20 protein-coding genes are annotated in these 22,222 nt (G+C 44.9%); 9 read left to right on the top strand and 11 right to left on the bottom strand.

The genetic code is table 11. The features are described 5' to 3' along the window. Positions 1 to 113: 113 nt before the first annotated feature. Together A7325_RS00225 and A7325_RS00220 are read right to left on the bottom strand one after the other, a co-directional pair. Positions 114 to 677, bottom strand: a complete 564-nt coding sequence (locus tag A7325_RS00225) for an NUDIX hydrolase (protein WP_068403579.1) — start codon at positions 675 to 677, stop codon at positions 114 to 116. Between the two features lie 350 nt (positions 678 to 1,027). Continuing rightward, the gene (locus A7325_RS00220) at positions 1,028 to 1,543 is read right to left on the bottom strand and encodes an HPP family protein (protein WP_227514902.1); all 516 of its coding nucleotides are present in this window, start codon (positions 1,541 to 1,543) and stop codon (positions 1,028 to 1,030) included. Positions 1,544 to 1,665: 122 nt separating this feature from the next. Between A7325_RS00220 and A7325_RS00215 the strand changes: the two genes are divergently transcribed. Next, the gene (locus A7325_RS00215; RefSeq protein ID WP_068403576.1) at positions 1,666 to 2,403 is read left to right on the top strand and encodes an NUDIX hydrolase; all 738 of its coding nucleotides are present in this window, start codon (positions 1,666 to 1,668) and stop codon (positions 2,401 to 2,403) included. A gap of 256 nt (positions 2,404 to 2,659) precedes the next feature. Here the strand turns inward: A7325_RS00215 and A7325_RS00210 are convergent, their stop codons facing one another. Further along, complete coding sequence (locus A7325_RS00210; protein WP_068403573.1) at positions 2,660 to 4,066, bottom strand: oxygenase MpaB family protein; 1,407 nt, start codon at positions 4,064 to 4,066, stop codon at positions 2,660 to 2,662. Positions 4,067 to 4,169: 103 nt separating this feature from the next. Then, positions 4,170 to 5,372: a Na+/H+ antiporter NhaA gene (gene nhaA / locus A7325_RS00205; protein ID WP_068403570.1), complete on the bottom strand. Its 1,203-nt coding sequence runs from the start codon at positions 5,370 to 5,372 to the stop codon at positions 4,170 to 4,172. 411 nt (positions 5,373 to 5,783) lie between these two features. Here nhaA and A7325_RS00195 point away from each other — a divergent pair, with 411 nt between their 5' ends. Beyond that, positions 5,784 to 6,539: a TSUP family transporter gene (locus tag A7325_RS00195; protein ID WP_068403565.1), complete on the top strand. Its 756-nt coding sequence runs from the start codon at positions 5,784 to 5,786 to the stop codon at positions 6,537 to 6,539. Between the two features lie 209 nt (positions 6,540 to 6,748). Here A7325_RS00195 and A7325_RS00190 read toward each other — a convergent pair whose 3' ends face one another. The 3 genes from A7325_RS00190 to radC form a co-directional block, all read right to left on the bottom strand. Then, complete coding sequence (locus A7325_RS00190) at positions 6,749 to 8,122, bottom strand: dicarboxylate/amino acid:cation symporter (RefSeq protein WP_068403562.1); 1,374 nt, start codon at positions 8,120 to 8,122, stop codon at positions 6,749 to 6,751. Between the two features lie 417 nt (positions 8,123 to 8,539). Further along, positions 8,540 to 11,449: an acyl-CoA dehydrogenase gene (locus tag A7325_RS00185; RefSeq protein ID WP_068403559.1), complete on the bottom strand. Its 2,910-nt coding sequence runs from the start codon at positions 11,447 to 11,449 to the stop codon at positions 8,540 to 8,542. Positions 11,450 to 11,780: 331 nt separating this feature from the next. After that, positions 11,781 to 12,464, bottom strand: coding sequence for a RadC family protein (radC, locus tag A7325_RS00180; protein WP_068403556.1), 684 nt, complete (start codon positions 12,462 to 12,464; stop codon positions 11,781 to 11,783). A 128-nt stretch (positions 12,465 to 12,592) separates the two neighbouring features. On the opposite strand from radC, the gene coaBC reads away from it, so the two are divergent. Together coaBC and A7325_RS00170 are read left to right on the top strand one after the other, a co-directional pair. Next, positions 12,593 to 13,963 carry a bifunctional phosphopantothenoylcysteine decarboxylase/phosphopantothenate--cysteine ligase CoaBC gene (coaBC, locus tag A7325_RS14195; protein ID WP_068403648.1) on the top strand — a complete coding sequence of 457 codons (1,371 nt, stop codon included), beginning with the start codon at positions 12,593 to 12,595 and terminating at the stop codon, positions 13,961 to 13,963. A gap of 106 nt (positions 13,964 to 14,069) precedes the next feature. Beyond that, the gene (locus A7325_RS00170) at positions 14,070 to 14,852 is read left to right on the top strand and encodes a sulfite exporter TauE/SafE family protein (protein WP_082894226.1); all 783 of its coding nucleotides are present in this window, start codon (positions 14,070 to 14,072) and stop codon (positions 14,850 to 14,852) included. A gap of 19 nt (positions 14,853 to 14,871) precedes the next feature. Here the strand turns inward: A7325_RS00170 and A7325_RS00165 are convergent, their stop codons facing one another. From A7325_RS00165 to A7325_RS00150, 4 genes are all read right to left on the bottom strand, one after another. After that, positions 14,872 to 15,078 carry a DUF2905 domain-containing protein gene (locus tag A7325_RS00165; protein ID WP_068403553.1) on the bottom strand — a complete coding sequence of 69 codons (207 nt, stop codon included), beginning with the start codon at positions 15,076 to 15,078 and terminating at the stop codon, positions 14,872 to 14,874. A 66-nt stretch (positions 15,079 to 15,144) separates the two neighbouring features. Next, positions 15,145 to 16,062 carry a histone deacetylase gene (locus A7325_RS00160; protein ID WP_068403550.1) on the bottom strand — a complete coding sequence of 306 codons (918 nt, stop codon included), beginning with the start codon at positions 16,060 to 16,062 and terminating at the stop codon, positions 15,145 to 15,147. Between the two features lie 131 nt (positions 16,063 to 16,193). Continuing rightward, the gene (locus tag A7325_RS00155) at positions 16,194 to 17,231 is read right to left on the bottom strand and encodes a YbjN domain-containing protein (RefSeq protein WP_068403548.1); all 1,038 of its coding nucleotides are present in this window, start codon (positions 17,229 to 17,231) and stop codon (positions 16,194 to 16,196) included. 68 nt (positions 17,232 to 17,299) lie between these two features. Next, positions 17,300 to 18,352 carry a hypothetical protein gene (locus A7325_RS00150; RefSeq protein WP_227514901.1) on the bottom strand — a complete coding sequence of 351 codons (1,053 nt, stop codon included), beginning with the start codon at positions 18,350 to 18,352 and terminating at the stop codon, positions 17,300 to 17,302. 134 nt (positions 18,353 to 18,486) lie between these two features. On the opposite strand from A7325_RS00150, the gene ccmA reads away from it, so the two are divergent. From ccmA to ccmE, 5 genes are all read left to right on the top strand, one after another. After that, complete coding sequence (gene ccmA / locus A7325_RS00145; RefSeq protein ID WP_068403547.1) at positions 18,487 to 19,116, top strand: heme ABC exporter ATP-binding protein CcmA; 630 nt, start codon at positions 18,487 to 18,489, stop codon at positions 19,114 to 19,116. A 184-nt stretch (positions 19,117 to 19,300) separates the two neighbouring features. Next, positions 19,301 to 19,957 (top strand): heme exporter protein CcmB, encoded by a 657-nt coding sequence (locus A7325_RS00140; protein ID WP_068403642.1) that lies wholly within the window; start codon positions 19,301 to 19,303, stop codon positions 19,955 to 19,957. A gap of 352 nt (positions 19,958 to 20,309) precedes the next feature. Then, a complete protein-coding gene (gene ccmC, locus A7325_RS00135; protein WP_068403546.1) occupies positions 20,310 to 21,098 on the top strand; it encodes a heme ABC transporter permease CcmC in 789 nt (262 codons plus the stop codon). A gap of 48 nt (positions 21,099 to 21,146) precedes the next feature. After that, positions 21,147 to 21,368 carry a heme exporter protein CcmD gene (gene ccmD, locus A7325_RS00130; RefSeq protein WP_068403545.1) on the top strand — a complete coding sequence of 74 codons (222 nt, stop codon included), beginning with the start codon at positions 21,147 to 21,149 and terminating at the stop codon, positions 21,366 to 21,368. Between the two features lie 255 nt (positions 21,369 to 21,623). Beyond that, positions 21,624 to 22,124, top strand: coding sequence for a cytochrome c maturation protein CcmE (ccmE, locus tag A7325_RS00125; RefSeq protein WP_068403544.1), 501 nt, complete (start codon positions 21,624 to 21,626; stop codon positions 22,122 to 22,124). Positions 22,125 to 22,222: the final 98 nt, after the last annotated feature.

Below are 22,222 nucleotides of genomic sequence, written 5' to 3'. Positions count from 1 at the left end.
TTAGCGCAAAATCAGTCATCGCAAATCATTGACTGTATAAAAAAACCGCCGCTCTCAGTGTTTGTATTGAAAGCGGCGGTTTTTATTGCCGGTAAGTATTTTAAAAAGTTGTATTAATAACGCTTAATCGCTTGGTCTTTGCCAATCATATCTTGATGAATAGGAAAGTCGTTATGGTCGTCAAACTCCTTGCGGTCGGCAAAGTAGCTTTTTAAGGTACGGCGCACGGCTTCAAAGGCAAGCTTATCCCACGGGATGTCTTCTTCAGCAAATAACGCGCAGTCCAGACTTTCAGAGCCAATACCGTAAGCGCCGTCTTTTAACTCGGTGATATAAATGCTATAGATTTGCCCGATATCGGGGATATCATATAAGCAATATAAATGCGGGTTGATAACCACTGCTTCCGCCTCTTCAAAGCTTTCACGCGCCGCGCCTTCTGCCATGGTTTCGCCGTTTTCCATAAAGCCTGCAGGCAGCGTCCATAAGCCATATTGCGGCTCAATTGCACGGCGGCATAGCAGCACTCTATTTTTATGTACGACCAGTGAGCCACAAATCACTTTTGGATTTTCGTAGTGAATATAATTGCAGTTTGGGCATACCAAACGCGGCATATTATCGGTGGCTGGTATTTTGCGTTCTGCTTCATGGCCGCATTGTAGACAATAGCGCATATCAACTGCCTTATATAAGATAAACGAGAGATGAAAAAAGTTATCGGTGTTGTAAGAATTATAATTCTTATGTTATGACGTTCGCTTGTCAGCTGTCATCATAGCTATGAAGCCTAAGATAACACAAATTTCCATCGCACTGGCCGTGATAATAAAAAGCACACATTTTTGCTAAACTGATGGTAGCTAGGCTTACGTTTATGAAATAAGGCTTTTGAAGCGTCATTGTCAGCGCTGCGATTACGCATCAGTCCAGTCACATAAAGTATATGCAGCCGCTTTTAGATTGCGTTAGTCTAGACTAGACTGATGTTAAATAATAAATGATGGCTGTATATTGAAGGGTGGATTCACCAATAACGCGGATAATGGCGGCCGCGACCGATATTGTTATAAATCAGTGCCACTGCGACCAAGGCAAGCGCACCGATTAGCGTAGGGGTGACTAAAAAATGCCAGTTGACGCCGCCGAGCATGACGATTAGTGGATTAGAGCCTGCGGGTGGATGCGGCACGCGCAGCAATAGCATCAGCGCAATCGCTGTACCGACCGCCAGCGACAAGCTCCACCACTCGATACCAAACAAGGTCAAGAACGATAGCCCCGTAAAAGTGGTGATAAGATGACCGCCAACGATGTTTCTAGGCTGAGCAAATGGACTCTCTGGATACGCAAAAATAAGCAAACAGCTGGCACCAAATGAGCCCAAAATCATGGCGACATTTTGCCAGCTGCCCAGTAGCGCCAGTATGGCGGTGGCGAAAGTACCGCCAACCCAAGCAAGGGCAATGATAATTAATGGCAATCTTTGCGGGCAATCATCGGTTTTGCCCTGCATTTTATTTAATGAAAAAATCTTATCCACAAATATTTCCTAAAAACATGTAATCTTAAAGTGCTTACTTGCGTAATCAGCATCTTATTTAATGGTTATTTATGTTGAACGGCATTGATGCTTGATACTGATAAAAACATAGGGCAATAATAATGTTACTCCCCCCGCAGTCTGTCCATTTCGATGAATTTTCCGTCGCTGTGCCAGACTTTATTCGCTATCCCACTATTAGAAAACTTGCGGAACGCGTGCAGCATGAGACCTTAAATGCGGTCACCAATCCTGCGTTATACCATAGCTCTCATACTTCTCTTAGCGAGCGTATTTTAGAGAGTCTGTATCAGACACCGATTGCTGATGCCTCGGTATTGGTTGCCATCACTCATGAGCGCCATCCAAAGCTGCTACTGACGCGCCGCGCTGCGCATATGAACAGTCATGCTGGCGAAGTCTCTTGCGTAGGCGGTAAACATGACGCCGGTGACGGTAATAATGTCATCACCGCCTTGCGTGAAGCCTGCGAAGAGACCGCGCTACCACCCAATAAAGTGCAGCTACTTGGTCAATTACCGATTCAAACCTCTAAAAGTGGCATGAGTGTGCGTCCTATTGTGGCGCTAATTGCGCCAGATTTATTGTTAGTGCCGGAGCTTGATGAAATCTCGCGTATTTTTTGGGCAGATTTTGAAACCTTGCTGACGCAGCCTACCGTTGAGTATGCGATAGAGTATACGATGCAAGATCAGACTGCGACCATCCTCACGCCAAGCTGGCAAGTAGATGGCGAAACAATATGGGGTCTGACAGGACGCGTCATCGCCAGCTTGCTAGAGACGGGCTTTGATCGGCGGCTTGAGTGGTATTACCGCATTCAAGATACGCGTAATTAACCCTTATAGCGGTGGAATTAGCCATTGAATTGTCTACAGTAAAACCATTTTCTAATCAAACCAAGCGCGTCTTTTGCGGATTTATTATAGTTATTGTAGAGGCGGTTGATAATGGCTTGATATATTCTATTTACTACTAATAATATTCGACTTATGCCCTCTGGTTATGGTTATAGATTTGCATAATATTATTCGTTATTGGTTTTATCTAATACTGAGTGATTATTCTTCTTAAAGTATCTGTAATTAGCACAAGTTATTTATAATAATCGTCGTTTTTCTTTAACCACCAATTCATATTATCTTGGCGTTTAGCACGGAAGGCTTCTAATTTTTCAGCCACACTTTGATTGTGTTGGCGTGCCGTATCGAGCGCAAAGAGAATCGGCACTGACGATAAGACGCCAAAGCGGATTTTTGATTTTGGCAAATCCAGCCCATCGCCGATATCATCGCCGACCAAAGTACGGGTCACGCTAGCATTGACCATCTCAACGAAACGCCCCCGTCGATTGTCTTCGCCCATCAGCTGACGCGGCAAATCATGCAAGGCTTTGGCTAATGGTTGCCCCATTTTAAAATCAAGCTGCTGAACTGATAAATAGGTATAAAGCCATTCCCAACAAGCGGCTTCATCCTTCGGTAAGCGCTGTAAATCAACGCCCATCCAATAGCTGGCAAGATTCCATAGATGTAAGATACCTTCGGCTTCCTCGCCGCTGATACGGGCACCAAGCAGCCGTAGCCCACGCATAATCAATAATGAAAACTGCAAATGGGTAGCAATCATATCGGTTTGATTGATAGGAATACCCCAATAGTCGGTGTTCCAGCTGCCATCTAAATTGTGGTGTTGGTCGGCATCGGGTATGACACCTTTAGCGGCATTGCCTTTACCTCTGAGCAAGTTTTGCCGCACCGTCGTGTGAATTTGCCGCACCTTGATAGACTGCCGCCAGCCTTCTGAGCCAATTGCCAATACCTGCTTAATCGGTTGACGGTTATTATAAGAGCTAGAATTTAGTTGTGGGTGTTCAGAGACGGCTAGAATATAGGCATAAGTACGCATCAAGCGCGGTAGGGCGTCGTGCATTAAGGCGCCCGTTTGAATGAGCGGCAGGGAGAGGGCGGGAATACTATAGCCGGCCATTAGCGCGACATTGCGCAATAACCAAATGAGCATCAGCGGATAACGTCGATAAGCAACTGCGCCGATTTGTGCAAGCTTGGGGTCAAACCAAGCAGGATGGCTGCTAAATTGCTCGGTTAAGGTATTAAATGCAGGGTTGCTTAGAAGGGTAGCATCGAAGCTGCTGCCATTTCTATCGCTACTATTACTATCGCCACCATTACTATCGCTTAAGATAAATTGCTGTAAAGGCTTGGTAAAACGAATACCGTCAGCGGCCAACGCATCGGCTAGTGGATCGCCAATATCGTAGCCGGCAACCATTTCCTGCAATAACTCTTGCGAGATAACAAAGTCTTTTGGCAATAAATAACGCTTAATGCGCTTTAAGACTTGTAGGTCGCTATGGTCGTCAATCGCCGTCGTGCGTCCATGGCGTTGGTAAGCGTGAATTGCCGGGTTAGGGTCAGCTTTTTGCCGAGCGCTGGCGCTATTGGCTTTGGCATTTTCTTTAGCGATATCGATGGGATCCATATGATTAGCTACTTTATATCGTCTGCTTTTATCCACTCATCTTAAGCGCATTAAGCGACTTATTTAGCGTGATAGCTATAAGTCGCTCACGCTTAATGAGTGCTTAAGAATGATGGGTTAAGTCCACCGAGGTATTGCTGACCTCTTCTTTTAAGGTGGCTTTTAGCATCAAGTAACCTGCGATACCAGACACGATTGAACCCATAATGATACCTAAGCGATCGTCAAATAATGGTGTCGCGCCGCCAAAGGCCAGACCACCGATAAATAAACTCATGGTAAAGCCAACGCCGCAAAGTAACGCTGCGCCGTAAATTTGCTTAAAGGTCATGCCCTTTGGCATGGTAGAAATACCCAATTTGAAAATCAACCAGCACATCAGCATCACGCCCATTTGTTTACCGATAAACAATCCGGCAGCAATACCCAGCGGCACGGAGTGAAATAATTCCGCAAAGCCTGCGCCCTTAAGCGAGATACCGGCATTGGCAAAGGCAAATAAAGGCAGAATGCCGTAAGACACGGTGTTTTGCAAGTCGTGCTCAAGCTCTTCAAGCGGCGAGTGTTCAGGGTCAGTACGGTCAAATAGTGGAATAAATAATGCCAGTACCACCCCAGCCAAGGTCGCGTGAACGCCAGACTTGAGCACGGCAATCCACATAATGACACCGATTAGTATGTATGGCGTGATGCTAGTAACATTGCGGCGATTGAGTAGATATAAGAACGGTAAACATAAAGCAGCGACAGCGAGCGCGCCGAGCGATAAGTCACTGGTATAAAATAAGGCGATGATTAAAATAGCGCCAATATCATCAAAAATAGCAATGGATACCAAAAAGACTTTGAGCGAGTTTGGCACGCGATTGCCAAGTAAGCTTAAAATACCAAGGGCGAAAGCAATGTCGGTCGCCGCCGGAATCGCCCAACCTTTCCAAAACTCAGGCTCATTATAGTTAAAAATAAGGTAGACGATAGCAGGCATAATCATGCCGCCCAATGCTGCGCCAGCGGGTAAGATAATTTGTTTGACGTTAGAGAGCTCGCCGATGAGCACTTCGCGCTTGAGCTCAAGACCGACTAAAAAAAAGAACACCGCCATCAAACCATCGTTGATCCAATGATGGGCGTCTTTTGCAATCTCAAAGCCGCCGATTTGAATAGCAACGGGCGCGTGAATAAAAGATTCATACCAAGTACTAAGAGGGGTGTTGGCAATAATCATTGCCGCAATAGCTGCCAACGCTAAGACAATGCCGCCTGACGCTTCGAGGTTGAAAAATGCTCTGATTCTTTGTATTGCCATATTATCCTCATTGACTCAATAAAACGTGCTAAATCATTCAAAAACTTCAAATTTCTAAATTGTTCTGGCTTGCTTTCTTACTTTGGCTTGCTCAAATCCATTTCGCCTAAACATAAACCCTCATCATTCATGCTGCCCTTATCATTAAAAATGACGCAGCAGACCGATGGCTCTAGTTTCTCACAATCTTATTCATATAAACAATTAAATACGTTAACGGTTTTATGCGGTTTTTTTAAACAGGCAAAGCCTACCAAAAGGCGTACTGATCAAGCCGAGAATATAACAAATCTAGCAGACTTTGCTAGGTTTTTGGTTTTTTTTACGGTTTTATCTTTATAATGAGCGCCTTTACACAAATTTTAACGTTGCGTTTGCTTTTTTATACCCCAAATTTTCAAGGTTAGTGTCATGGACATATCACTCTCTATCGAGATTATTTTAATGCTGGCGGCGGTTGCGGCGCTGGCAGGTTTTATCGATGCTATCGCGGGCGGTGGCGGTTTATTGACCATTCCTGCCATGCTGCTTGCCAATATCCCGCCCGTGCTAACCTTGGGCACCAATAAGTTGCAAGCGGCATCAGGTGCGCTCGCGGCGTCTATTACCATGATTAAAAAAGGTGTTATCAAGCCTAAAAGTATCAAATTTGCGATCATCGCCGCTTTTCTTGGTTCGGTTATTGGGACGATTGCCGTGCAGTTGTCGCCGCCTGATTTGTTAGAAAAACTGATTCCGTTTTTGATTGCGGCGATTGGTATTTATACTTTATTTGCCCCAAGGCTAGGTGAAGTAGAAGCCGCACCACGTATCTCAGAAGGCACGTGGCAAAAAGTAGTGGCGCCTTTGATAGGGTTTTATGATGGTTATATGGGACCGGGTACGGGGATGTTTTTTGCTTTAGGAAATGTGGCGCTGCGTGGTCGTCAAATTATTGAAGCAACGGGCGCAGCAAAAGTGCTCAATTTATCTACCAATATTGGCTCGCTTATTTTCTTTATCTTGGGCGGTAATGTGCTGTGGAAAGTGGGACTGGCAATGATGGTTGGGCAGACGATTGGCGCTTATTTTGGCTCGCATATGGTCGTTAAAGGCGGCAGTAAACTTATTCGTCCGATGATTGTGTTGGTTTGTTTGGCAATGCTAACCAAATATGTGCTTGGTTAACGATAGTTATTTTGAGGTTAAGATAGTCTTTATAAGTTAAAAAAGCTTTATTCCAGCAGTATCGTCACGGTCTTAAGTTGTTTCGTCTATATATCAATTTCCAAACCCTTACTCAAGACAGAAAAAAACCTCAGTCCACATTTGGCTGAGGTTTTTATTATGCATTTTTATAAGTGACTAATTGATATTACCCGCCAGCCATGCTTGACCTAACCACGTTTAATATCGTCGTATTCACTGCCCATAATGCCATCGCTAAAGACTTCAGAGAATTCGCGCTCGCTATTTTCATCGATATGACCATCGAATACGTCTTTTGTACCCGCATCAGGGTCGTTATAAATTGCCAAATCCATCTTGCCTTCTGACTTGGCGACGATAGCGGTCACAGCGGCATCGCCACTGACGTTGACGGCGGTACGTAACATATCAAGGATACGGTCAACCCCTAAGATAAGGCCGATACCTTCGATTGGTAAGCCTACTTGTGCAAATACCATCGATAGCATGATTAAACCAACGCCAGGAACGCCTGCCGTACCGACAGAGGCGAGCACGGACATCAGAATAACGACTAGATAGTCGGTCACACCCAAATCAATACCGTAAATATTGGCAATAAAAATGGTCGCGGTTCCCTGCATGATGGCGGTGCCATCCATGTTGATGGTCGCACCAAATGGTACCGTGAACGACGCAACAGAGTTATTGACCCCCATGCGTTTGGTGACCGTACGCAGCGTAATTGGAATGGTTGCGTTCGAGCTTGACGTACTAAAAGCAAAGATTTGTACTTCGCGCATCTTTGCCAAAAAGGTTTTGACAGATAATCCTGAAGTGAGCTTCAGTATCACCATCATGGTAACAAAGAAGTGAAAGAAGAGCGCGCCGATCAGTACGGCCATATATTTCGCAAGCTCTTTAATCAAATCTAGACCAAGATCTGCCATTGCAGTAGCAAGCAGTGCAAATACCCCATAAGGAGCAAGATTCATAATGATGGTCACCATCTTTAAGATGACTTCGTTAATAAGCTCCAAGCTTTGCACCAAGCCTTTGGCAGGCTTACCAACCATCAAGATACTGATTCCGATTAAGATAGCAAAGAAAATAATCGATAACATATCGCCATTTGCCATCGCACTGATGGGGTTGGATGGGATAATATTGGAGAATACATCGAGCAGAGGCGGTGCTGACTGCGCTTCAAATGCCGCTTCCGTCTCGATATCCATGCCTTTACCGATGCCAAACAAAACCCCAAGACCAATCGCCGTCGCAATAGCCAGCGCTGTTGTCATCATATAGATAAAAAAGGTCTTGGTGCCGATACGACCAAGCAAGCGAATATCACCGATGCCGCAAACCCCACAAATAAGCGAAATCAGTACCAAAGGCACAACCAGCATTTTTAGCGAGTTAACAAACAACTTACCGATAATGGCAAATAAGCCATTGGTCACATAGTCACTAACAAAGCTGCCTTCGGTATTTAATCCTGAGTAGTTGATAAATAAACCCAGTATGATACCCAGCACCATGGCAACAATAATCTTGCCCGTTAATCCCATATTCTTCCACATAACTACTGTCCTTGGTTGCCGTAACGCGCAGCCATAAATACGCTACCTAGTATATAAGTATCGTTTTTATGTCTATTTTCGTTACGTCTAAAAGTTGGTTATCTGTCTCTGAAGTCAGATTTTGGGGACAATATAAAAGAATTGTTGGGGTGACTGCAAGAAATATTTATGACTAAAACAGCGTGAGAGAATAAATGCACGGTATTTTAATTTTATTTATCAGCAAAAATTTTTAGATTAAATTGAATAACATAAGCAATTTTTGAGTAAATTGATTGGTAGTAGTTGGGGTATAAACAAAAAAGCGAGACTATTCATATTGAATAATCTCGCTTAAGGGCAAACCGATTATGAGTAAAGGCTGATTTGGCGGTTTCATACCGTGACTGTTTAAAACCGCAATGACTTCACACCTTTTTATATCTTGTCATTTTCGTCACGACGTAGACCATCTTGCCATTCAGCATGATTGTCAGATTTTTCTACGCCGTTTTCTATCTCATTCTGTGTTGTGTCAGCATGCGAGTCCGTTTTATGCAGGCTATGGTTATAGCTCATACGCTCGCTCAGATGGGTTTCTGCATCACGGCGACGCGGATCAAGCGCTTCTGCATCAGGATTTGCATCCTTAAAGTCGGCTTGTTCTTGCACTTCTTCGACCGTGTCTTGCTCACTGACCATTTTGACATCACCATCGCTTTCATAGCCGTGGTCAGGGTTGTCATCGCCCGTGGATTCTTGCTTATCAGCAGTGACCGCATCAGCCGTCTGCGTAGAATCATCTGTCGCAACGCCGTTTCTTGCTTGCGCTTGGTTTTTTAACTGCGCGTAATCGGTGAGTTTATGTACCGCATTATCCAAACTGTGCGGATTATCGCGAGGTTGTGCTTCGGCTAAATGCTTATCAAAGACATCGGTTAATAAGGAATCAAAACGTATGGCATTATAGCGAATCAGCTGCTCCGCCTCTGCTTCGGTAATATCACCATTTTGGCTAGCATAAACCACATGATCTTCAAAAGTCAGACCTTCGAAATGGTCTTTATGCTCCGCCTTTTTAAATTTCTGCCATAGAGGCTCTACTTCGAGCAGGGTTTGAAAGGCGTTTTCCATGCGACCATTGACATCATCTGGCTCAGTATTGTAATACACCATGGTTTTAAGATAATCGCGGAATGGATTGGCTTCAAAGTCATCCATAAAGGTATCGCCCAATTTGCGTTTGAGCTCGTCGCTCACTGGGGCAAAGATACGACCGCTTGGGAAAGTGACAAAGCTGACTACGCTTGCCGCCATGCGATTTGGGAAGTTGGCAAACAAAGATAAGAACGCTTCTTGAATGGTATAAAGGCTATTTTTTAGCGCCACTTCTGCGTGTAAGCGCTCGGCTTCTGATTTAGAACCGTATTCGTAAAATTGCAAAATCGCTGTACAGATAAATAGATGCGAATGGATATCAGCTAAGCGCCCAGAGAGCATCTCTTTACGTTTTAAATCACCAGCAAGTAAGCCTAACGCCATATCAGCGGTCAGGGCAAATCCTGCGCTTAAACGATTGATGTCTTTATAATAAGGTCGGGTAAAGCTATCGGCAAAGTTTGGCGCATGACTGCTACCACCGACATAACCGGCGACAAATGCTTTAGCGCCGCGATTAAAGGTATAGCCTAAATGTTTAAAGAATAAGTTATCGAACTCTTTAATCGCGTTTTCTTTATCGTCACTTTGTAGCAATTGTAGCTCATCGAACAGATAAGGGTGACAACGCATCGCCCCTTGACCAAAAATCATCAACGAGCGCGTTAAAATATTTGCCCCTTCAACAGTGATAGAGACGGGAATGGATTGATAAGGAATCGCTAAAAAGTTGCGCGGGCCCATTTGTACGGCGCGACCACCGACGACATCCATACCGTCATTAATGACATTGCGCATGGTTTCAGTCGCATAGTATTTTGCCATTGCCGTCATGACCGATGGCGTACCACCTTGGTTTAGACCGCAGGTGACCAGATGACGAAACGCTTCAAGCATGTAAGTGTTACTTGCCATGCTGCTGGTCACGTCCTGAATGCCTTCAAATTTACCGATCGAGATTTTGAATTGCTCACGTACTTTTGCAAATGCCCCAACGGTCAAATAGGCAACTTCACTGGCCGACGTTGACAGCGCTGGCAAGGAAATGCCGCGCCCAACGCCCAAGCATTCCATCAGCATCCGCCAGCCGCGTCCAGCGTTTTCGACGCCGCCGATAATATAATCGAGCGGAATAAAGACGTCAGTGCCATCGACCGTCCCATTCATAAACGGCGAGCCAACTGGATTATGCCTTGGTCCTGTAATCACGCCTTCGTGACTGGCAGGCACCAGCGCACAGGTAATACCGTAATCAGTCTTTTTAGGGTCGCCGAGCAGACCTTCTGGGTCATACATTTTAAAGGCTAAGCCAACGACGGTAGCGATAGGCGCTAGGGTAATCCAGCGTTTGGAGAAGTTCATGCGCAGACCAAGCACTTGCTCGCCTTCATACATACCATAGCAAACCACGCCCGTATCAGGAATAGCGCCAGCGTCAGAACCCGCCTCAGGGCCGGTCAAACCAAAACAGGGGATTTCATCGCCTTTGGCAAGACCCGGTAGCCAGCGTTGCTTTTGCGCATCGGTGCCATAATGCATCAAAAGCTCACCAGGGCCAAGTGAGTTTGGCACCATACAGCTGACAGCTGCGGTCGGTGAGCGCGAGGCAATCTTACTCATTACGCGGCTTTGCGCATACGAGCTAAACTCCAGTCCGCCATATTCTTTTGGAATGATTAAGCCCAAAAAGCCATTGTCTTTGATAAAGCGCCACGCTTCTGGTGACAACTCTTTATCTTCATGGTGAATTTTCCACTCATCAAGCATCGCGCACAGCACTTCGACTTCATTATCGATAAAGCTGTGTTCTTCTTCTGACAATTCAGGGTACGAATATTTAGCAAAGGTATCCCAATTTGGCGCACCCATAAATAGCTCTTTTTCCCACCAACTGGTACCAGCATCGAGCGCTTCACGTTCGGTATCACTCATGCTTGGCATGGCACCGCCCAAAGCTTTATAAACGGGCTTGGTAATCAATGATTGACGCAGCGGAGTGAGCAGCAGCACCAAGCACAGTAATGCAATCGGTATGCCTAAGATGAGCGACCATGGACTGATAAAGGCGGTGACGAGGACGGTAACAAGGGCGACGATACTACCGGTGACGTGCGATAAGGATAATAAAAAGATGGCCAAGACCATGGCTAACTGAATGAGGATTGCCAAAATAAAAAAGCCAATGGCCATGACTGTCTCCTTGCTAACGCCGCATACACCAGCGTAAAATTTAAGTGAATAAAAAAATGCAATAATGTGAATTATTATTTTAATTTTTCATTATAGCTGGGCTTAGAACAAGCTCATTTATGCTACAAATTGAATATCTGTGTTGGACTTTATTTAAAACTTAAGCTTGTTGATATCTACTGTATAAAAGCTCACGGAGCAAAAATAAAGTAAGCTACCAATATGAAACAGTTGTTTATAACTATCAAGAGCCAAAATGCTACGCTATGTCGATAATATGTATCAGGCGACAGTTAAAAGGTGCTAGCTAAAAGGTCTCAGGCAAAAGGTGTCAGGCAAAAGGCGCTAGGCTTTTCTCAGCGTACGAGAGCGTTTCATTGCGCCCGACGATGATATGGTCAATTAAAGACAAATCTATTAAGTCGCAGGCTTTTTTTAGCTCATAAGTGAGTAGGTTATCGGCCGTTGAGGGGGTAGCGTCAGTATGAGGATGATTATGAGCGACGATAAGCTGGCTGGCAGCGTGGCTCAACGCATGGCGTAACACATGTTTGATGCAAACCGAACAAGAGGACATTCCGCCAGTAAATAGTATCTCAAAATTGATTAAATTTAGCGCATTATCTAAACATAGCACGGCAAAAACTTCACGAGATTCACCGCGCAACTGAGTACTGATATAGTCTTTGACCATTTGCGAGCGTCCAAGCGCATGACCAGTTTTAAGCTGACTGTCCAAATAGCGCGTACCCATCTCAAGCGATGCTAGAATCTGCGCGTACTTAGCAGGACCGATACCGTGACAAGCAAGTACCGTCTCTTTTGGTGCGGCCAACAGCTCAGCTAGGCTGCCAAACTGCTCTATTAAATGCCGAGCAAGCTCAATGGCCGATTGCGACTGGGTACCTGTACGCAAAAATATCGCTAATATCTCGGCATCAGATAAGTGAGCGGCACCAAATTTCAGTAGCTTTTCACGTGGCCTGTCATCTTCGTGCCAGTCTTTAATTGCCATTGTTACTCCTTAACAAAGGATGGATGCCAGATAACTGAGATAAATCTACAAAACTTCCCCTAACTTATCGCATAATTGTTACTATAAGCGCAATTTTTATCTTTCATTTTTTTATTGATGCCATGCTTATGTCAAATATTGTGCTTGCTATCACTGGCGGTATCGCCGCCTATAAATCTGCTATTTTTGCCCGTCTTTTAGTCAAAGCAGGCTTTGATGTGCGCGTCATTATGACCACAGGCGCGCAAGCCTTTATCACGCCGCTGACCTTGCAGGCTTTGACGGGTAATGAGGTACATATTTCATTACTTGATGAGCAAGCAGAGGCGGGAATGGGACATATTGAGCTTGCTAAATGGGCAGACTTGATTGTCATTGCGCCTGCTTCCGCCAATACCTTAGCGCGGCTGGCGATGGGCATGGCAGATGATTTATTGACCACGGTCTGCTTAGCAACGACTGCGCCGGTTATCATTGCGCCAGCCATGAATCAGCAGATGTGGGCGCATCCAGCGGTGAATCTCAATGTGCAAACTCTGCGCGATATGAATTATCAAATTATTGCACCTGCCAGCGGCGAGCAGGCATGCGGTGACGTCGGAGCAGGGCGCTTGCCTGAGCCTGAAGATTTATTAGCGGAAGTGCAATTATTTACCGCCATGCAAACCACGCCGCAGCTTTTAGCCGGTAAACGCGTGGTAATTACCGCAGGGCCGACCGTAGAAGGTATCGATCCGGTGCGCTATTTATCCAATCACTCTACTGGCAAAATGGGTTTTGCTTTAGCCCGTGCTTGCGTGGCCGCTGGCGCAGAGGTAATTTTGATTGCTGGTGGCAAAGTTGCCTTGCCAACACCGCTTAATGTCACGCGCATTGATGTGTTATCAGCGCAAGATATGTTGATAGCCGCACAGCAATGTGTTAATGGGACGCATAGTGCGCTACAGTATTTGCCTGAAGACGCTGATGAGCATTCTCATGAACATAGCCATGACCATTCTCATCATCACGATGACTGTGGTTGCGGTGAAGAGCATCAACATGAACATGCTGAAAATGAGAGTGCGGGTATCAAGGTTGCTGATATTTTTATCGCCACTGCCGCCGTCGCCGATTATCGTACCCTCGATGCCGCGCCGCAAAAAATCAAAAAAACCCAAGATGCCATGACGCTAAACTTGGTTAAAAACCCTGATATTTTAGCGACGATTTCTCTTGCCCATCCGGAGCTGTTTGTCGTGGGTTTTGCAGCAGAAACGCAAGATGTTGAGCGCTATGCGCGTGGCAAGCTGCTATCTAAAGACTTAGATTTGATCGCTTGTAATGACGTTTCGCGCGCCGATATTGGTTTTGCCAGTGACGATAATGCCATGCAAGTGTTTTTCTCCGAGCGTTATGAACACGATAATGTGATTCTTGAAAAGGCCAGCAAAGATGAGATTGCCGAGCAGTTAGTTACTATTATTGGTGAGACCATTTGGCAACGTCATCAAGCATAATTAATCATAAGAAACGGTCTACTTATGCTGATTGCGCTGTTGTCAATGTCAGTCGCCGATATCTATCATCACTATCGTTATTAGGTTATAAGTTTCTATGACTCATATGACGAATATGATGGATAGCGATAGTACCCAGACGTTATTGCTACTGGCAATTTTTGCGCTAGCATCATTATTGCATGGTATTAGCGGACTGGGTGTGACGTTAGTAACCACCACTGCACTTGCCAGTATTTATCCGTTACCGCATGCGATTGTCTTGGTGATTTTCCCGTCGTTATTGCTCAATGCCATGACGTGGTTAGCAGGTGGCGGACGCAGTATTTGGCAAAATTTCATCTATTACGGTAGGCGCTATTGGTTATTGGCATTGACCAGCCTGCTCGGTAGTATGCTCGGTGCCAAGCTACTGCTGTGGGTCGATAGCGCATATATTCTATTGGTATTAGCTGCGGTGATTGGCTTTTATGTCAGCAGTAGCTTGCTCGGTAAGCAAATCCGTCTGCCCAATACCAAGCCTGTGTTGATTATCGTTGGACTTAGTGCTGGAATAATTGGCGGTGCGACCAATGCTATGTCGACCATACTCATGATGTATTTACTGTCCGCAAGTGACGATAAGCATACCATCGCCAAAGTTGGCAACATGTGCTATTTCTTGGGTAAGGTTGCGCAAATTATTGTCTTACGTGAACCTATCATGGCGCTAAGTGCTAATGAGTGGCAGCTGATTATCTTACTGAGTGTATTGTCTATCGCTGCGCTGTTGGTTGGGATTCGCTTGCGTCGCTATTTACCGCAAGCCCGCTTTCGTCAGCTTATCTTGTTGATTCTTACCGTTCTCGGTATTCGGGTTGGCTGGCAAGGCATAACAGCGTTGCTATAAACTTAACGCTTAAACAAGTTTAGCGATTAAATAGATTTAATATTATAGTGGCAACGATACTGATAATAATCATGGTGACCACTGGAAAGTAAACTCGCGTATTGCCTGAGGTATGTTTGATATCGCCTGGCATATTGCCGAGCCACGAAAATGCATTTGGAAACAGCAGCCAAATAATGCCGATAATAACCAGCAAAATTCCTACACCAATCAATATTTTTGCCATTTAAACTCTCGCTAATCTTTCTAGTTTTCTTACGTTATTTGGTCATGGCTTTTTCTAAGTAACACCTTAATCAATCAATTCTGCAAAAAACAGCTGCTGTGCCAAACGAAACGTATTACAGTGCGCCTCAACCACGTCTTCAATATCTTCTGAATAGCCGCCGCCCATGACGATAGCCACGGGAATATTGGCCGCTTTAGCTTGTTGTAGGACAAACGCATCACGCGCCTTACAACCCTCTAGCGTCAGACTAAGCTTGCCCAATTTATCGGTTGCCAACACATCGACCGCAGATTGATAGAACATCATATCCGGTGCAAACTCATGGATTAAGCGTGGCAGCGTATCCTCTAATATCTGTAAGTATTCTGCATCAGCCGTATCATTATCCAGCTCGATATCTAAGTCTGATACTTGTTTGCGAAACGGGTAGTTTTTTGCGCCATGCATACTAAAGACAAAAACGCGCGGCTCATCCGCCATGATACTGGCGTTGCCATTACCTTGATGCACGTCCAAATCAACGATTAAGATTCGTTGTGCCTGTCCACGATTTAATAATAAATTGCTGGCGATACAAACATCATTAAACACACAAAACCCCTCGCCATGATCGGCAAAAGCATGGTGAGTGCCGCCCGCGACGTTCATCGCCACGCCGTATTGCTGCGCATATAACGCACATTCATAGGTGGCATGGGCAATATAACGACCACGCTCTACCAACTCTGGCGTCATCTCAAAACCAATGGCGCGCGCTTCTTTACGTGGTAAGGTTTGGGTTTTAAGCTGCTGCCAATAGTCCGCAGTATGCGTGGTTAAAATCTCCTCTTCGCTCAGACGTTTTGGGGCAAAAAAATTATCGCTAGTGATGGTCCCTTCGGCCAGTAAACGCTCAGGAATCATCGTATATTTTTGCATGGGGAAGCGGTGTTTTTCGGGTACGGAATAACGAAAAATATCAGAGTAAGCAATTTTTAGCATAGTATTAACGTATGTCTTTTAAAAAGTAATTTAAGAATAGAAGGTAAAAGAATAGAGAGGTTTAAGCGTTTTGAAAGTAGAGGATTGGTGAGTAATTGTAAGAGCGACAAATACTGAGTTTGCGCAATGGATTACTGAACAAACTGCGTAGGTAAGAAAAAGGTGCGCGCATCCTCTTGTCGATGTAGCGCCATCAGTAAATCTTGCAATTCTGTAGCAGGATTTTGATTGTTGACCAATTCACTAAATATCTCATAAGTCACCGTGGTCATCGCGATGACACTTTGTAATAAGTGCTCAATGATACTTTCATCCATACCGACCGCTTCGACATCGATGGCGTTTTTGTAGCGTATTTCGCCATCATTGATATCCATTTCGAGATTGCCAATCAGCATGTCGTAATTAATTTGGGTAATCAGTAACATGGCGGCGCTTTGATGGCTTTCGGGTATTAAGAACGGCAAAACACCATAGACCGCTAGCAAGTTGTTATGTTCTTGCACGCGAAATAGGTAGCCGCAATCAAGATTTTTATTGCGCATTCTAAAAGACAAATAGTGTGATTGCTGGCTGTCGTTATTATCGCTGACACTGCTTTTAGGTCGATAATGGTTATAATGCCATTGTTGATCGTCGAAATACTGCTTAAGATAATTGACAATAGGGGTGTCATTGAGCGCAGTTTGCTGCGTCATGCTGTCTATGTCATTATCAAAATCAAAATAAGCGTCAGTATCAGTATCAGTATCAGTGTCAGTGTCAGTGTCAGTGTCAGTGCTGCTATCTAAGCGACTATCAAGATTGCTACTAAGGCTGCTATGAATAACCTCATCGAAGTGATTATCAAAGTGGCTATCAACGCTCTGGTTTGCGTTACGGTTCACATTATGGTTTAAGTCAGGGCTAGAGCCGATAATATCCGTATCATCATTGTCATTATTATCACTGTCTTTAGGATAAGTTTGAATACTATCTCTTTCATTTTTTGAAGGATAAGCATTGTTTTTATCCTGTTTTGTCAGACTTGAATCTGAACTCAAGTCCGAGTCCAAGTCCAAGTCCAAGTCGTTATCAATCTTCGTGTCGTCAATAGTAGCCTGTTCAGTTGCCATACTAAGCAACTGCTTGATTCTTTGCCATAAGCTGAGTTTAGAAGATTCGCTCATAGATAATAGCTGACTAATAAAGGGTGAATAATAAAATTTTAAAGAAAACCGTACGCTAAAACAGCAGATTAATTGCTGCCAAATACCAGTCCTGCTTTGATACTAGGCTGGGCGTAAAACGCTTGCAGCATCTCTGTTATATGCGCCGTAAACCATGAGCTTTCAAGAGCGTCCGTGACGACAGGGAGCAGGGCGGTACTCAATTGCGTTATTGCCTGCTCATCGATGTGTAAACTTGCCGCGATAGTAGCTATGCTATCGGCCTGATGGTTGCTATACCAAGTATCGACGCTCGCTGCCACAAGGCTGTGCAAGTAAGGCGATAGGCGCAGACGGTTGTAGCTTTGTTGAATACTATTTTCAATATGCGCGATACTGCTATCGTTTGGCTCATCGCGTAAATAGGTTTGGATTTCGCTGATTGGTTTTTCTTTGATACGCCCCCAACCGGTGACCAATAAGCGCGCAACCTCTTCGTTGGTTAAATGCGCTTGGGCGTTGGCTTCTGCTCGGCGTGTTAAATCTTTAATATTGCGATGCAGGTAGGACTGCAGTTTTTCATCAAGATTGCGGTTGGTGGCTTTTTCAAACGAGCTGCGCCCAAGTTTCATCAGTTTACCAGCAGGGCCCGCTTTATCTAGCGTGGATTCCATAAAATCGTTGATAGCGTGATACAGCGTTTGCGTCAATAAATCAGCAAAGGTTTCATTGCCAACCAGCGTATGCACCAAGATATTACGCTGCTCTTCATGACTGCCGACATAGCTGGCTAGGATCTCAACTTGGCTGTCATCGACCAATTCTGATAAAGGCACATTATCATTAACCGGATGATAAATAATAGTATGCAAAATATCACGAATATCGCGTCGTACTACCTCGCTTAGCGGCTGCTTGAGAAACCAGTCATTAATAAGATGCTGCAAATCATCGCTACTGATATATTTGCTCAATGGCTGCTCGCCAAACCACTGCCAAGCCTGTGTTGCTAAAGGCTGGGCTTGCGCATGCAGCCATTGTTGCATAAAGGCAACTTGCGCCTCGATTAAGCGGTCGAGCGTTAGGTTGGTGCTCGTAGCACTTTGAGTGTCTAAATTTTGGCTATCTTTTGAAGTCTGCATAGGTTTTGAGGTCATAGTAATCGACAATTTGTTATACTGTGGGGTTGAAGTAAGCATAAAGTATTATGCCACGAACATCAGCGGTGTTTGTGATGAATATTGCCTGCTGCTTAATAAATAAATGAGAGGTTTGGATGACGGCTCTGAATACAGCTTTACTTGCGCTTGATAAGCTAACGGTTCAGCGCGGTGAAATTCCTTTATGTGAAGGCGTGACGCTCAATCTGGCGGCGGGTAGCATTTGTCACTTGGTCGGTGCTAATGGCACGGGTAAAACGACGCTACTGATGCAATTAGCTGGGTTATTGCCAGTGCTAAGCGGTGAGGTTATTTATCAAGGGATAGCAAACTTGCCCGTGCAGCCTTTATATGTATCGCATCAATTGGGCATTCATCCAAACCTGACCGTCGCCCAAAACCTCACTTTTTTGCTTAATTTATATGGCATTAGTTCAAGTACAGCTGAGATCGATGACGCCCTTACATGGGTAGGGCTGCAGGGTTTTGAAACGATTAGCTCAAGCCATTTATCTGCGGGGCAAACACGGCGCATTACCCTTGCACGGCTTTATTTATTAACGCCTGAGGTCACGCCTTTATGGCTACTCGATGAGCCATTTACCGCGCTTGACGTCGATATGGTAGCACGCATGGAAGATAGGTTGCGCGAATTTGCTACGGCTGGCGGTGCGATACTAATGACCAGTCACCAAGCCGTCGGCGTTGCCAATCAAGTGCTCGATTTGTCCGATTATATGGTGTAAATGCTATCAATATAACTGCCATGAACATCAATCTAACTGCAACAAGCGTCAATATAAGTGCGACACGCATGAGTGGAAGAGCCAATAAATGATAGACACTGACAGTGCAGTAAAAACCGTGAATACAAGCTCGGATGCTAATACTTCAAATGTTAATACAGCTGCTGTGCGCGGTATCAGTTTTATGCAGCTTTGGCGGCGTGAATGGCAGGTCAAGCAGCAAGGCGCGGTGCAGTGGTTATATCCTTTGGTACTGTTCCTAGTGATTATCACCTTGTTTCCGCTAGCGGTTGGTAGCGAGCCTGCTTTACTGCAGCGCCTTGGGGTATCGGCAGTGTGGATTGCGGCATTACTGTCACTGGTAATGGGTGTTGATGGCTTGTTTAAGCCTGCGCTTGATAATGGTACGCTTGCGCAGTTAGTCGTCGCTAAAGCATCGCTGCCATTATGGGTGCTGATTCGTTTGGTTATTCACTGGATTTTTAGTAGCGGCATTGTGGCAGTATTAAGTTTGCTCGCCGTGCCTTTATTTCAGCTAAGCTGGTTTGAGGCATGGATATTGATGGCGTCTATTATTACTGGTAGTCCGATGCTGCTCATGCTGTCAGCAGTCGCCAGTAGTTTGACGTTATCACTAAAAAACGGCGCGGTGCTGGTACCTTTGATTGCCTTACCGATGCAGTTGCCGGTATTGATTTTTGCTACTGGTGCGGTTGATTTATTTGCCACAGGTCTCAACGGCTTGCCGATTTTAGCGTTATTATTAGCAGGTAGCATCATTTCGATACTGGTGATGCCATGGGTGATTGCAATGACGTTAAAAATGGCATGGTTAAATTAACAATTAATGTTGGCATGTTATATTCAGGTCAATATTAAAAAGAGGCAGCGGGGCTGGGATAAATTTTTCGTCGCCTCTGTCGGCGTAGGCACAGCAAGCAAGAAAAATTTGCACCAGTCACGCGGCATAGTATTGTCTATCCTTTTCATTTAGTATCGACTATATACCTTTTCTGATGAAAGCCCTTTATCTTAACAGCATGATGAAAACTGGCAACTTTGCTATAATAGGCTATTCAACAAATAATCACGTGTAGATTCTATCCAGCGTTTAACGTCAGCAAGTTAGCGGGTAGGCGTATGAATCATGCGTTTTACTCGATAATCACCAGCTGCGCAATAGGTTTATTCCCATGCCCAACCTGAATAATGTCTCATCTCCTAGCCTGTGGCAACGCATTTGGCAGGTCTTTTTGACCACTGTGGGTACTAAGCAGTTTTTTCGTATCTTTGCACCTTGGGTTAAGTGGCTCGCGATATTAGCCGGTCTCTGTCTGTTCATCGGTAGCGTTTGGGGCTTGGCATTTGCGCCGCCGGATTATCTGCAAGGTAATAGCTATCGCATTATTTTCATCCATGTACCCGCTGCCAGTCTCGCTATCTCTATTTATTTTGCCTTAGCGGTACTTGGTGTCATTTATCTGGTATGGAAAATTAAGACCGCAAGCCTTGTAGCTCAGGCACTGGCTCCGATGGGGTTTTTGCTTTGTGTGATTAGTTTACTCACAGGTTCTATATGGGCAAAACCGACGTGGGGGACGTATTGGGTTTGGGATGCACGCTTGACGTCTATGCTCATTTTGGCGTTTTTGTATGCTGGGGTAATGGCGTTGTTTGCGGCCTTTGAACATACCGCCAATCGCGGTAAAGCGGCGGCTATTTTGTCTATCGTTGGCGCGGTGAATTTGCCTATTATCAAGTACTCAGTGCAGTGGTGGAATACCTTGCACCAAGGTTCAACCTTTACCCTGACGGCGGCACCAAAAATGTCGGCAGATATGTGGCTGCCCTTACTACTAATGATTATTGGTAGTTATTTACTGGTCGCCTCATTGGCCATTTATCGGACCAATACCCTGATTTTATATCGCGACCAAGGCAAAGCATGGGTCAAAGAATACGTTCGTAGCCAAAATAAATAATCCTAAAATACAACCATAAACCAAGCAAATAACGGCTAGGGAAATAAAATGCAGCCTTACTTTTATAGCGTCTCTGAGTTTGTTGCCATGGGTGAGCATGGCGTGTTTGTCTGGTCATGCTGGGCAATTACGGTTGGCGTGATGCTGTTTTTTATTATTTATAGCCGCCGTCAACGCCAAGCGCTTATCAAGCAGCTATCCATTCAGCAAACGCGTCAAGCACAGCGCGCTGCCAAGACCCCTAATTCTAAAACCAAACAACCATCCTAAACAAATCTTCTTAAAAAATTCTTTTTAATATCAAATTTTTAGCCTATCAAATAATAATGCCTTACTGGTAAATATATGACCGCATCGGTTGCTAGGGGGCTTATTGATTTGGGCAAAAAATGCTACCATATAGGTATTAGAAAAGTACGGTTAGACGGGCTTATCATTAAGTCAGTCCAATAAGCATTTCTTTAATATTTTCTGTTTTGCAGACGAGTGGTTTGTAGAACAGCGACTCATCAATGAGGTAGTGGTATGAACGCAGTTCGTCGCAAAAAACTGATGTGGGTTATGTTTACGCTTGCAGGGGCGGCGATTGCCGTGGTATTGGTGATTTATGCCATTGGGCAACAGACCGATTACTACTTTGACGCCACCGCCATTGCGCAAGGTGAAGCGCCTCAGGATAAGCGTATCCGCGCTGGTGGTATGGTCGTTGCCGGTAGTGTCCAACGGGCGCCAGACGACCCGTTAAGCGTGGAGTTTGCGATCACCGACTTTGAATCAACCGTGCCGGTGACCTATCAAGGTATATTGCCAGATTTATTCGCTGAAAACTCAGGCGTGGTAGCAACGGGTAAAATGCAAGGTGATACCTTTGTCGCAGGCGAAGTATTGGCCAAGCATGATGAAAACTATATGCCGCCAGAAGTGGCCAAATCGATGAAAGAAAACAATCGTAACGGCGCCATACCTTCTTCTGAGCAATACAATCCTGCCGAAAAAGTGCATAAGACCGATACTTTGCAGCAGTAACAACGCTGACAATACAATTATTAATAGTTATCGTAAAAAGTATTAAACATAAAAAAAGCCAGTGACCTTTATCACTGGCTTTTTTGTGCTTATTTTCA

Source organism: Psychrobacter sp. SHUES1 (assembly GCF_001652315.1).
Lineage (GTDB): Bacteria > Pseudomonadota > Gammaproteobacteria > Pseudomonadales > Moraxellaceae > Psychrobacter > Psychrobacter faecalis.
This window is presented reverse-complemented; position numbering and strand designations above follow the sequence as displayed.

Coding starts and splice junctions, on each gene's coding strand:
- A7325_RS00225 (WP_068403579.1), bottom strand. CDS start 677: ATGCGCTATTGTCTACAATGCGGCCATGAAGCAGAACGCAAAATACCA.
- A7325_RS00215 (WP_068403576.1), top strand. CDS start 1,666: ATGTTACTCCCCCCGCAGTCTGTCCATTTCGATGAATTTTCCGTCGCT.
- A7325_RS00210 (WP_068403573.1), bottom strand. CDS start 4,066: ATGGATCCCATCGATATCGCTAAAGAAAATGCCAAAGCCAATAGCGCC.
- nhaA (WP_068403570.1), bottom strand. CDS start 5,372: ATGGCAATACAAAGAATCAGAGCATTTTTCAACCTCGAAGCGTCAGGC.
- A7325_RS00195 (WP_068403565.1), top strand. CDS start 5,784: ATGGACATATCACTCTCTATCGAGATTATTTTAATGCTGGCGGCGGTT.
- A7325_RS00190 (WP_068403562.1), bottom strand. CDS start 8,122: ATGTGGAAGAATATGGGATTAACGGGCAAGATTATTGTTGCCATGGTG.
- A7325_RS00185 (WP_068403559.1), bottom strand. CDS start 11,449: ATGGCCATTGGCTTTTTTATTTTGGCAATCCTCATTCAGTTAGCCATG.
- radC (WP_068403556.1), bottom strand. CDS start 12,464: ATGGCAATTAAAGACTGGCACGAAGATGACAGGCCACGTGAAAAGCTA.
- coaBC (WP_068403648.1), top strand. CDS start 12,593: ATGTCAAATATTGTGCTTGCTATCACTGGCGGTATCGCCGCCTATAAA.
- A7325_RS00170 (WP_082894226.1), top strand. CDS start 14,070: ATGACGAATATGATGGATAGCGATAGTACCCAGACGTTATTGCTACTG.
- A7325_RS00165 (WP_068403553.1), bottom strand. CDS start 15,078: ATGGCAAAAATATTGATTGGTGTAGGAATTTTGCTGGTTATTATCGGC.
- A7325_RS00160 (WP_068403550.1), bottom strand. CDS start 16,062: ATGCTAAAAATTGCTTACTCTGATATTTTTCGTTATTCCGTACCCGAA.
- A7325_RS00155 (WP_068403548.1), bottom strand. CDS start 17,231: ATGAGCGAATCTTCTAAACTCAGCTTATGGCAAAGAATCAAGCAGTTG.
- A7325_RS00150 (WP_227514901.1), bottom strand. CDS start 18,352: ATGCAGACTTCAAAAGATAGCCAAAATTTAGACACTCAAAGTGCTACG.
- ccmA (WP_068403547.1), top strand. CDS start 18,487: ATGACGGCTCTGAATACAGCTTTACTTGCGCTTGATAAGCTAACGGTT.
- A7325_RS00140 (WP_068403642.1), top strand. CDS start 19,301: ATGCAGCTTTGGCGGCGTGAATGGCAGGTCAAGCAGCAAGGCGCGGTG.
- ccmC (WP_068403546.1), top strand. CDS start 20,310: ATGCCCAACCTGAATAATGTCTCATCTCCTAGCCTGTGGCAACGCATT.
- ccmD (WP_068403545.1), top strand. CDS start 21,147: ATGCAGCCTTACTTTTATAGCGTCTCTGAGTTTGTTGCCATGGGTGAG.
- ccmE (WP_068403544.1), top strand. CDS start 21,624: ATGAACGCAGTTCGTCGCAAAAAACTGATGTGGGTTATGTTTACGCTT.